Source organism: Actinospica durhamensis, from assembly GCF_018139695.1.
Classification (GTDB): Bacteria; Actinomycetota; Actinomycetes; order Streptomycetales; family Catenulisporaceae; genus Actinospica; species Actinospica durhamensis.
This window is the reverse complement of sequence record NZ_JAGSOG010000298.1, coordinates 1-9839: the sequence shown is the minus strand read 5'-3', so window position 1 is coordinate 9839 and position 9839 is coordinate 1. Positions and strand designations below refer to the sequence as shown.

At 67.1% G+C, this 9839-nt stretch carries 9 protein-coding genes; 7 read left to right on the top strand and 2 right to left on the bottom strand.

From position 1 onward, the window contains the following. Nucleotides 1–88: 88 nt before the first annotated feature. The gene (locus KDL01_RS45635; protein WP_212532979.1) at nucleotides 89–745 is read left to right on the top strand and encodes a TauD/TfdA family dioxygenase; all 657 of its coding nucleotides are present in this window, start codon (nucleotides 89–91) and stop codon (nucleotides 743–745) included. Continuing rightward, a complete protein-coding gene (locus KDL01_RS34955) occupies nucleotides 742–1665 on the top strand; it encodes a hypothetical protein (RefSeq protein ID WP_212532978.1) in 924 nt (307 codons plus the stop codon). The genes KDL01_RS45635 and KDL01_RS34955 overlap by 4 nt, the downstream gene beginning before the upstream one ends. A gap of 12 nt (nucleotides 1666–1677) precedes the next feature. On the opposite strand, the gene KDL01_RS34950 is transcribed toward KDL01_RS34955, so the two are convergent. Then, entirely contained in the window at nucleotides 1678–2367 is a 690-nt protein-coding gene (locus tag KDL01_RS34950) for an arsenate reductase/protein-tyrosine-phosphatase family protein (RefSeq protein WP_212532977.1), read from the bottom strand. Between the two features lie 116 nt (nucleotides 2368–2483). Between KDL01_RS34950 and KDL01_RS34945 the strand changes: the two genes are divergently transcribed. From KDL01_RS34945 to KDL01_RS44090, 5 genes are all read left to right on the top strand, one after another. Further along, a complete protein-coding gene (locus tag KDL01_RS34945) occupies nucleotides 2484–3281 on the top strand; it encodes an aquaporin (protein WP_281415775.1) in 798 nt (265 codons plus the stop codon). Continuing rightward, the gene (locus KDL01_RS45630) at nucleotides 3278–3937 is read left to right on the top strand and encodes an arsenate reductase ArsC (protein WP_307846747.1); all 660 of its coding nucleotides are present in this window, start codon (nucleotides 3278–3280) and stop codon (nucleotides 3935–3937) included. Before KDL01_RS34945 ends, KDL01_RS45630 begins: the two co-directional genes overlap by 4 nt. A 39-nt stretch (nucleotides 3938–3976) precedes the next feature. Beyond that, nucleotides 3977–4411, top strand: a complete 435-nt coding sequence (locus KDL01_RS34935) for an arsenate reductase ArsC (RefSeq protein WP_212532975.1) — start codon at nucleotides 3977–3979, stop codon at nucleotides 4409–4411. A 2-nt stretch (nucleotides 4412–4413) separates the two neighbouring features. Next, a complete protein-coding gene (gene trxB, locus KDL01_RS34930; protein WP_212532974.1) occupies nucleotides 4414–5364 on the top strand; it encodes a thioredoxin-disulfide reductase in 951 nt (316 codons plus the stop codon). A 180-nt stretch (nucleotides 5365–5544) separates the two neighbouring features. Continuing rightward, a complete protein-coding gene (locus tag KDL01_RS44090; RefSeq protein WP_212532973.1) occupies nucleotides 5545–8115 on the top strand; it encodes an AAA family ATPase in 2571 nt (856 codons plus the stop codon). On the opposite strand, the gene KDL01_RS34920 is transcribed toward KDL01_RS44090, so the two are convergent. Continuing rightward, nucleotides 8094–9356, bottom strand: a complete 1263-nt coding sequence (locus tag KDL01_RS34920) for a hypothetical protein (RefSeq protein WP_212532972.1) — start codon at nucleotides 9354–9356, stop codon at nucleotides 8094–8096. The genes KDL01_RS44090 and KDL01_RS34920 overlap by 22 nt on opposite strands. Nucleotides 9357–9839 lie beyond the last annotated feature (483 nt).

The window sequence follows — 9839 nt, the reverse complement described above, 5'->3', positions numbered from 1 at the left end:
GCGCCCACCCCGCCGACGAGGGCCAGCACCGTGCTCTCGTCTGCCTAAAGTTGGCGCCGCGACCTCGCACATGCGGTAGAAGTGTCCGGTGACAATCGCACTGGACGCCTTGATCACGAAGGCGCAGAAGGAGGGCTGGGCCTCCACTAGCGGGTCGATCGATATGCTCCGGATCTCTGCCGGACTCCTCGGCCTGACGGAAGTGCCAATCCGGCATGGCGATCCGGCGCTCGCGACGCTTCGTCCGATCGAGCAGATCGATGCACCGCCGAATTCGCTGAGCGCCCGCTATGGAACCGGTGACCAGCCCTTGCACACCGATGGCGCGCATCTTGAGCAGCCCCCGGACTTGGTGGTCCTGGCTTGCGAGGGCACCAGCGCCACCCCCACTCGTCTATGGATGCCGCGAAGGCGAGAAAGCGAAAGGCTCGTCATGGAGCCGGAGTATGTCCGACACGGAATCTTCCTGGTCCACAGCGGCAAGGGCAGCTTCTTCAGCCCGGCCGCCGTCGGCGTGCGCTTCCGATACGACCCCGGATGCATGACGCCGTGTGACGAGCGGGCACGACGCACTGCGGCTTACTTTGAGCGATTCCTTGAACGGGCCACTGAGCACCAATGGGACCAGCCGGACACCATACTGATCATCGATAACCGGAGGGTCCTACACGCGCGGGCGTCAGCGGCCGAGGAGCCGGAACGCGAAATTCAAAGGATCGCCTACCGCTTGAAGAGTGAGGCATGATGCCCGCGCCATACGACTCCGAGGCGCTTTGGCTCAAGGCCAAATTGTTCGTCAACCGCGCGATGGACGATGGTACGCCCCGGTCGTTCGACGAACAGGCCATGTGGGCCGCACTGGCCCTTGAATTGCTGGCTAAGGCCGCGCTGGCATGGGCGTCGCCGCTTCTGGTCGCTGAGCCGACAGAAGAGGGCGTGAACATGCTCATCGCGTCCGGGTTGATCAGGGGCGAGGCCCGCTTCACCACCGTGCGGGCCGTAACGGTCTTCAAGCGCTGTGAGCGCGCGTTCAAGCCGTTCAGCCTCCGCGAGGCGACCAACGTCTCCGAAGCACGCAACGAGTACCTGCACGGCAGCGGCGTCGGTTTCATCATTCCCAACCCGCAGATGTGGTGGGCGGCGTTCTGGGCTCAGGCGGCCGTGTTGATCTCGGCGATGGACCGGGAGATCGACGACTTTGTTGGACCTGACCGGGCGAAGGTCGTCACGGACCATCTGGAACGCAACAAGGAATATGTGAAGGAGCGGACGGAGACGCTGATCGAGCGTGCTCGTCAGCGCCTAGCCCAGCATCGCGCGGGAACGTTGTCAGCCAAGGTGGCGGCTGAGTGGACGCGTGGACGGGACCTCCGGGCAGGGTTCGGACGCCAGGCTGACGCAACGTGCCCGGCGTGCGATTCGCCCGGAGTCTTGGAGGGTGAAGAGGTCACTGACACCGACATCGAGTATCAGGGGTATGACGAAATGGCGGATGAGCCGATCGTCACACTTACGATCGACTCCGAGTACTTCAGCTGCCCGACCTGCCACCTGGTTCTAGACCGCTACGAGTTCGTCGCCCAGGCGGGGCTTCCGAAAGAGTTCGAGACGGCAGGAGAGCTGAGCGATATCTACTCCGGCGGCGACGAGTACGGAAACGACTAGCCGAACCAGTACTCACGCCGCGGCGGCGAGGTGCACGGCGGGAACAAGGCGATCGATGCGGTTGGCGAGCTCCGCGACGGCTGCGTCGAATGCCTCGTCGGTGCCGGCCGAGGCCGGGTCGGGCACGGCCCAGTGCAGCCAGGCGGCATCGACTCGGGAACCGGCGTGCTCGTGGGCGCGGTCGCACACCGCGACCACCAGATCCCCCGGCCGCAGTACCTGGTCGACGTGTCGAGTCCCCAGCCCGGCCAGGGAGAAGCCGTGGCGGCGTGCCGCCTTCACCGCGCCGGGGTGCACGTGCTCGGCCGGTTCGGTCCCGGCCGAGGCGACGGGAATCGGGCTACAGCGTGACCACAGGGCCTCGGCCAGCGGGGAACGCGCCGAGTTCGCCGTACACACGAACACCACCCGTGCGGCGTCCTGTTCCCCGGTCGGCACCAGCCCGGCCAGCGACCCGGCGTTCAGGCACACATAGGTGCGCCGGTGGTCTGATTCCGAGCGCACCCGGGTGATCAGGCCCACCTGCTCGAGCTGGGCGAGGTGGTGGGAGAGCAGGTTGCTCGAGATCCCCAGTTCGCGGCTGAGCTCGGTCGGCGAGGCGTCCGAGAGCAGCAGCCGCCCCACGATCGCCAGGCGGGCCGGCTCTCCGAGGGCGGCATGGCGCCTCGCCCTCGCCTCGAGGTCAGTTCGCTCAGTGTTCATTGACTCAATTCTCGTTGAGATATAGTCTCGCGTCAAGGACGCCGGACCACGGCGTGACCTGCCTGCATTCACCTCTGTCGATATCCAGTCTCTCGGCCCGGTACACCGAGCCGGCCATGGAGGACCCCGTGAACCCGACCCCAGCCCGCCGCGCACTCGCCGAGTTCCTCGGCACCGGGCTGCTCGTCACCCTCGTCGTCGGCTCCGGAATCATGGCCCAGCGCCTTTCCCCCACCGACACCGGGCTGCAACTGCTGGAGAACTCCACCGCCACCGCCCTGGGCCTGGCCGTCCTCATCCTGATCTTCGGACCCCTCTCTGGTGCCCACTTCAACCCGGTCGTCACCCTCGCCGACTACATCCTCGGCCGAGGACGACCCGGTGCCCTCGACGCCCGGTCCGTCGCGATCTACATCCCCGCCCAGGTCGCCGGCGGCATCCTCGGCACGATCCTGGCGAACCTGATGTTCGCCCTGCCCGCCGTCACCGCCTCCACCAAAGACCGCAGCGCCGGGCACCTGTGGCTCGGCGAGGTCGTCGCCGCCGCCGGGCTGATCCTGCTGATCTTCTCTCTCGGACGCACCGGCCGCGGCCACTACGGCCCGGCCGCCGTCGGCGCGTACATCGGCGCAGCCTACTGGTTCACCTCCTCCACCTCCTTCGCGAATCCGGCGGTCGCCATCGCCCGCGCGTTCACGAACACGTTCGCCGGGATCAAGCCCTCCTCCGTGCCCGGCTTCGTCGCCTTCGAACTCGTCGGCGCCGCGGTCGGTATCGGGCTGATCGCGCTGCTCTACCCGACCGGTCGTGCCGAGCACCCCGCGCCGGTAGACATCAACACCGACCCCGAGACCGCCGCGGCCGAACTGGCCACCACCAACGCCAACGCCTCGAGCAACGGGAGCACCCCGTGACCCTCCACCCCGCAGACCCCAACGAACCAACCGTCGCCGACGTCCTCGAGCGCGCCACCGAGGACCTGGCCGCCCGCCACCACGGGATCTTCTCCGCCGAATCCGTCCACGCCCTCGTCGACGAGTCCTACCGGCTCCTCGCCGAGAACGCGCACATCCGCCGCTACCTCCCCATCCTCGCCATCCGCTTCGCCACCGACCGGCTCCAGGCCGCCGCCAAGGCCCAGGGCTCACTCGCGAATCCGAACCCCGAGGTGCTGTTCGTCTGCGTGCACAACGCCGGGCGCTCCCAGATGGCCGCGGCCCTGCTCACCCACCGCTCCGGCGGCGCCGTCACCGCCCGCTCCGCCGGATCTCACCCGGCGGCCGAGCTCGACCCCGTCGTCATCCAGGCACTGCGCGAGATCGGCATCGACCCCTCCGACGCCTACCCCAAGCCCCTGACCGACGAGGTCGTCCGCGCCGCCGACGCGGTGGTGACCATGGGCTGCGGCGACGCCTGCCCGATCCACCCCGGCAAGCGCTACCTCGACTTGCACCTGCCCGACCCCGAAGGCGCCGCCCTCGACGAGGTCCGCGCCATCCGCGACCAGATCGACCTGCACGTCAGCGCCCTGCTGACCGAGCTCACCCCGACCCCCACCCCCGCCGCCTGACCGACTTTCCGCACCACCGAGCTAAGGAACCGAACCACCATGACCGAGCCGACCGCCAAGCCCAGCGTCCTGTTCGTGTGCGTGCACAACGCAGGCCGCTCCCAGATGGCCGCGGGCTTCATGACGCACCTGTCCGAAGGCCGCATCGAGGTCCGCTCCGCCGGATCCAACCCGGGCGCGAACGTCAACCCGACCGCGGTCGAGGCGATGAAGGAAGTCGGCATCGACATCTCCGCCGAGATGCCGAAGGTCCTGACCATCGAAGCTGTCCGCGCCTCCGACGTGTGCATCACCATGGGCTGCGGCGACGCCTGCCCCGTCTTCCCCGGCAAGCGCTACCTGGACTGGAAGCTGGACGACCCGGCCGGCCAGGGCATCGAGGCCGTGCGGCCCATCCGCGACGAGATCGAACGCCGCATCAAGGGCCTGATCGCCGAGCTGCTGCCCGCCGACGAGACGAACACCGAGGCCTGAGCATGACCGAGACCCCGATCCACCAGGTCGTCATCATCGGCGGCGGCACCTCCGGACACACCGCCGCGATCTACGCCGCCTGCGCGGGACTGGCCCCCATCGTGTTCGAAGGCTCCGTCACCGCAGGCGGCGCGCTCTACACCACCACCGACGTCGAGAACTTCCCCGGCTTCGCCCAGGGCATCCAGGGTCCCGAACTCATCGACGCCATGCGCAAGCAGGCCGAACGCTTCGGCGCCACCTACGTCACCGACGACGTCATCGCCATGGACCTCACCGGCGAGACCAAGACGCTGACCGACGGAGACGAGCAGGAACACCGCGCCCGCGCCGTCATCCTCGCCACCGGCTCCGGCTACCGCCACCTCGGCATCCCCGGCGAGGACCAGTACGCCGGACACGGCCTGTCCTACTGCGCCACCTGCGACGGCGCGTTCTTCAAGGGCAAGCAGATAGCCGTGATCGGCGGAGGCGACAGCGCCATGGAAGAAGCCCTCTTCCTCACCCGCTTCGCCACCACCGTCACCGTCGTCCACCGCCGCGACCACCTGCGCGCATCCAAGATCATGCAGCAGCGAGCCCTCACCCACCCGAAGATCCGCTTCGCCTGGAACAGCGAACCGATCGAGTTCGTCGGCGACAAGCAGATCAGCGGCATCGTCGTCCGCGACACTGCCACCGGTCAGCCGCGCACGATCGAGACCCAGGGCGTATTCGTCGCCATCGGCCACGACCCGCGCAGCGAACTCCTGGTCGGGCAGGTCGACCTGGACGAGGCTGGATACGTTCTGGTCGATTCCCCGTCCACCCGAACCAACCAGCCCGGCGTGTTCGCCTGCGATCTCGTCGACCACACCTACCGCCAGGCCATCACCGCTGCCGGCACCGGCGCCGCGGCAGCCCTCGACGCCGAGCGCTACCTCGCAGCGCTCGAGCACGCGGCCGCCGCGTAACGCCCCGTCGGCGCGCAGACTGAGGGCAGCCTTCATCCGGGGATCCGCTGGCGACGCAGTCGGCAGGCGGGCCGAAAACCGGGACGGCTGCGTGAGACAAGCCGTAGGATGGCCCGCACTCCCGCTCAACCACTACTGACCAGGCGATCGGGGACACCGGTGCGGCTCACGAAGGTGTACGTGCGGTTCTACAAGTCGTTCAACTTCGACTACGAGCGCAAGTTCGCCGCCGCGTCCAGAGCAGCGCCGTGGGAGATGGTGGACGCGGCGTGGTACCCCTACGTCAGGCTCGACCTCGATCGGTCGGTGACCACGATCGTCGGAGCGAACGAATCGGGCAAGAGCCACCTGCTCGACTCGATCGAGAAGACGATCACTGGCGAGCGCATCAGCCGGAGCGACTTCTGCCGTTACTCCCAGTTCTTCTCAGTGACAGAGGGCGAGCGCAGGTCTCCGGACTTCGGCGGAGAGTTCGAGATCGCCGATCGCCGTGACGTTGAGCTCGCGAAGACGATCCTCGGTACCGAGACGCACATCGGCGACAGATTCCACCTGTTCCGGCCCAACGGCGGAAATCCGCTGCTCTACCGCTCGCTCGATGATTCACCCATGGAGATCATCGCGGCCCCGGCCGATCTGGCGGCGATGCTCCCGAATGTCTTCCGCCTTGATGCCAATCTCCCCTTGCCGGCCAGCATTCCGCTCTACGCGCTCACCCCCGGCGTACAGCGGCCGTCAGGGTCGCGCCGCTCGCGCCGAAACATCATCGACCAGGTCCTTGCTCGGACCTGGTCGAACGCGCAGGAGTGGCAAGTGGCGGCACCGGGCCTGTTCCCCCTGGTCGCCGCCGATCCCGGCGAGAACGGGAAGGCCGCTCGTCTGGAGCGGCAGTACCGGTTGGGCCGCGACCTGCTGTTCCGCGTCGCCCGGATCGAGGCCTCTGCGTTCGTAGACCTCGCGGAAGCGATCGCCGACGAACGCGAGGGGTACGTCAACGGGATCATCCAGAAGATCAACGCCGCGCTCGCGACCAACTTGAACTTCCCAAGGTGGTGGGCACAGGACCGCGAGTTCCAGCTCATGGTCTCCCCCCGCGAACACGAACTCGTCTTCACTATTCGGGACCGCACCGGCACCGACTACTCCTTCGCCGAGCGCAGCAACGGGCTGAAGTACTTCCTGAGCTACTACGTGCAGCTCCTGGCCCACTCGGCGCCTGCCACCGGGCAACAGGAGATCCTGCTGATGGACGAGCCCGACGCGTTCCTCTCGAGCCAGGGCCAGCAGGACCTGCTTCGGATCCTCGAGGAGTTCGCCCTTCCGGAGCACGGACATCGTCACGATCAGGTCGTCTACGTCACCCATTCTCCGTTCCTGATCAACCGGAACGCCGCGCACCGCATCCGCGTTCTGGACAAGGGCGTCACCGATGAGGGCACGCGCGTCGTCAAGGACGCGGCACGCAACCATTACGAGCCGCTGCGTTCCTCCCTCGGAGCGTTCGTCGCCGAGACCTCGTTCATCGGCGGCTCCAACCTGTTCGTCGAAGGGCTCGCCGACCAAGTCCTCCTCGCCGGCGTCAGCGCCCACTTACTCGCCCGCGGGACCCCGAGGAGCGACGCGCTCGATCTGAACACGGTGACGATCGTGCCCGCCGGATCGGCCTCCAGCGTCCCCTATCTCGTCTATCTCGCCCGGGGGCGCGATGTCGTCCGGCCGCCCTGCGTCGTCCTGCTCGACAGCGATCGCTCCGGCGATGACGCAGCCAAATCACTGCGGCGAGGGGGTCCCCGCAACAAACAGATCCTGGCCCCGGAGTTTGTGATCCAGGTCGGCGCGTGGGCTGCTGGCGCCGAGCTCTCCGTCGCCGAACTCGTGAGCGTTGCCGAACCGGAAGACCTCATCGCCCTCCCGGTCGCAGCCACGGCCGCCCGCAATTACGCGAGCCGGGCGCTCGGGCTCTCGCGCGAAGAGGCGGCATTGCTCACCGAACTGGACATCGCGGTGAAGCTGAAGGACAAACCGGGGCCGCTTTTCGACGCGGTGGCATCCGCCTTCACCCAGCAGTTGGGCGAAGGATGCCATATCGAGAAGGTCGGATTCGCCAAGGAAGTCATCGCGGTCCTGACGGCCTCACGCTTCTCGGACGCTCCCGAACCTGGAATCGACGACACCGAGTCGAACTTCGCTCTGCTCCTGGCGTACATCTCACAGGTCATGCGCCGCGCGAACCGCCAAGAAGAGGACCGGCGACTCGAAGACCGGCTCAACCGGACCATCAAGGGGTTTCTTTCAGATTACCCCTCCGTCACGACCCGCGAGCGCGGGCGGTTGCTGGTCGAGGAAATACTCGCTTCCCTCGACGACTCGTCGGACGGCGACCGCGTCAAGCTTGCCTGTGTACGCCTACGCCGAGAATTCTCCCTCGACGAAGACCTGACGAAGCCCATCGATCGCTACGACGAGTTCCTCGAGCACGTACGGGCGCTCAAGTACAGCGAACGCCTGGCGTTGCAGGACCCCGAGCGCTCCGATTCCGATCGTGGGCAGGCTGCGCCGACGAGAGCCGGTGCAGCAGAACCCGACACACCTGGCGACTCCGTGCAGGAGCTCAATCCCGCGGGCGACCGAAGCGAGATCGTGGTCACACCCTCCCTGACAGACAGCACCCAGCCAGGCGGCACGACCGATCCGCGAGTTGTCAAAAAGCAGAGCGCGGAAGATGCTGGTCAGCCCAGCCTCTCGCCCTGATAAGTGGCCATGAGTGCCGCCGCCAGCTGGTCCGGGGTGATGCCGCCGGGCCGAGCGTGCCCAGAGTCGAAGGCTCTCAGGCGCCAGGGTGCGCTCCGCGGGATCTCGAGGCTCGGTTGAGGGCGGACGGATTCGGCCAGGCCCAGGGAACCGGTGGCGGCTGCGAGGTTGCGTAGAAGCAGCGCACAGCGATCGAGATCGAAGTGGTAGGCGCGTTCTTCGGCGACTACGACGCCGACCGCGCCGCGATCGTGGTGATTAAGGAGAAGCCGGAAGACGGCGGGTACGACGGCGCACTTCCAGGTCGTCTCAGGGGTGCGGAGCATCGCGCAGGGGATGTGGTCGCTGTCGAAGAGCCGCCGGAGTTCCCACGTCAGGCCTGGTACGTGGTTGTCGAAGACGGCGACCACATCTCCGCTATGCGCCAGCGCCATGCCTTCGAGGCGGTGTTGCCAGGCGTCGCCGATCTCGTTCCACGCTGTTTCGAGACGGCTATGGAACTCGGACGCGTCGTCGCGGGTCAGGCTTCGCGTATGTTTGATCTCTGATTCTGTCAGGTCGCGCGTCACGCGCCGAGGATGCCCACCCTCAGCGATCCGGTTGAGCCAGATTGAGAGGTACCGGTGGTTGATGAGGCCGGATAGGCTCCCGTTCGCGGCAATCTCTTGGCGATCGCAGATGTCTCGGGCGATGTCGACGAACGCAGCGTAGCGCTCCTGATGTTGGCGCGGAGTGCGGCCGGAAGCGACCCAAGCTGCGGCGAGCATTACGGGCAGCCTATCGGTGAGTTGCTCGCGGAGTTCGTTGAAAAGCAGAGAGCGCTCTTTGATGCATGTGCTCCATCGTGCGGACAGCTCGGCGTAAGGTTGGCGGCCCGACTCGAGATGCCGCTGCGGGCTCCCGGCGATGAGGACGTCGAGATCGAGGGCGTCGGCGTCCGACTTCTGCACCGCGCTGCGGGTGGCGTGGTCGTAACGGATCAGCTCGTGCACGGCCGCCGCGTACGCGGCCAGCCTGCCCGGTGGATTGCAGTGCAACTGGGCTGGCACGACCCGTTGAGCGAACGTCCCGGCCGCCAGCTGCGAGTGCGCGGCTGTCTTGCCCTTGCTCACCAGCTTCGGGCAGTCCGGGTTCGCATGCCAGGTGGTGCCGGTCTTACTCGCCCAGACCGTGACCTGTTCGCCGGCCCACGGGCCGAGCGGAAGATCCGCAGTGGTGAGGGAGCCTTCGATGATCGGCACGTTCCGAGTGCGCCATCCCACGTAACTCTCCCCCGGCCGGACGGTACCTGGGTGTTGCCGTCAGACTTCCAGGCTAGGCCGCCGCGAACGCCGGCGCAGGGGAATGACTGAAGATGCTCGGGTCCCCTCAGAGACCGTTGCCAGGCCGACAGCCACCGGTCGTTGCGCCGAGTTGGTGCAGTGCGGTCGAGCAGCCCGGCGTCACAGTCCGACGGGACGAGTGGCTGTGCCTGCCCGCTGCCGCTGCAGCTACCAGCGGATTCGGATGAAGTGGCGGGCGAGTATGGGCAAACCCGCGTGAGTGTCGGATCCGCTCGCCATCATGGATCCATGACGCGATTCGCCTTCGATCCGCACCCTCTCTGACAGCCTCGGCTGAGACACCCGGTTTATCGGGTTAGTCTAGATGGGCGAGACAGGAGCACCCCCGGCATGGCCAGCACGACCGATCACGAGCACGACCCGGCGCCGCGCCCGAAGCGT

What these genes read in the sequence shown, in the direction of transcription:
- KDL01_RS34945 (WP_281415775.1), top strand. Translation starts at nt 2,484, where the DNA reads ATGGAGGACCCCGTGAACCCGACCCCAGCCCGCCGCGCACTCGCCGAG.
- KDL01_RS34955 (WP_212532978.1), top strand. Translation starts at nt 742, where the DNA reads ATGATGCCCGCGCCATACGACTCCGAGGCGCTTTGGCTCAAGGCCAAA.
- KDL01_RS34950 (WP_212532977.1), bottom strand. Translation starts at nt 2,367, where the DNA reads ATGAACACTGAGCGAACTGACCTCGAGGCGAGGGCGAGGCGCCATGCC.
- KDL01_RS34935 (WP_212532975.1), top strand. Translation starts at nt 3,977, where the DNA reads ATGACCGAGCCGACCGCCAAGCCCAGCGTCCTGTTCGTGTGCGTGCAC.
- trxB (WP_212532974.1), top strand. Translation starts at nt 4,414, where the DNA reads ATGACCGAGACCCCGATCCACCAGGTCGTCATCATCGGCGGCGGCACC.